The sequence below is a fragment of the Vreelandella neptunia genome, from assembly GCF_022489065.1.
Classification (GTDB): domain Bacteria; phylum Pseudomonadota; class Gammaproteobacteria; order Pseudomonadales; family Halomonadaceae; genus Vreelandella; species Vreelandella neptunia_A.
This window is the reverse complement of sequence record NZ_JAKVTW010000076.1, coordinates 1-420: the sequence shown is the minus strand read 5'-3', so window position 1 is coordinate 420 and position 420 is coordinate 1. Positions and strand designations below refer to the sequence as shown.

Genomic DNA, 420 nt, shown 5'->3' with positions numbered 1-420 from the left:
GCGCGCTTCGAGAACTACAAAGGCTTCCTGTTTGGCAGCCTGAGTGACGATGTCGTCCCGCTTGAACAACACCTCGGCGAAACCACCAAGATCATCGACAACATCGTCGACCAGGCCCCCGAAGGCCTGGAAATTCTGCGCGGTACCTCGTCCTACACTTACACCGGCAACTGGAAGCTCCAGGCCGAAAACGGCGCCGACGGCTACCACGTCAGCTCCGTGCACTGGAACTACGCCTCCACCATGGAACGCCGCAACTACGACGCCGGCGGCACCAAAGCGGTGGACGCTGACGGCTGGTCGAAGAGCAAAGGCGGCTTCTACTCCTATGAAAACGGCCACATGATGCTGTGGACCCGGCTGCTTAACCCGGAAGTGCGTCCGGTCTATCAGCATAAGGACTGGATCCAGGAGCAGCTG

Annotated in this window: 1 protein-coding gene; it reads left to right on the top strand. The window is 59.8% G+C overall.

Going from position 1 to position 420, the window contains the following annotated elements; genetic code table 11:
- Nucleotides 1-420 (top strand): SRPBCC family protein (locus tag MLE19_RS22925; RefSeq protein ID WP_276322556.1); only part of this gene is annotated, 420 nt, incomplete at both ends.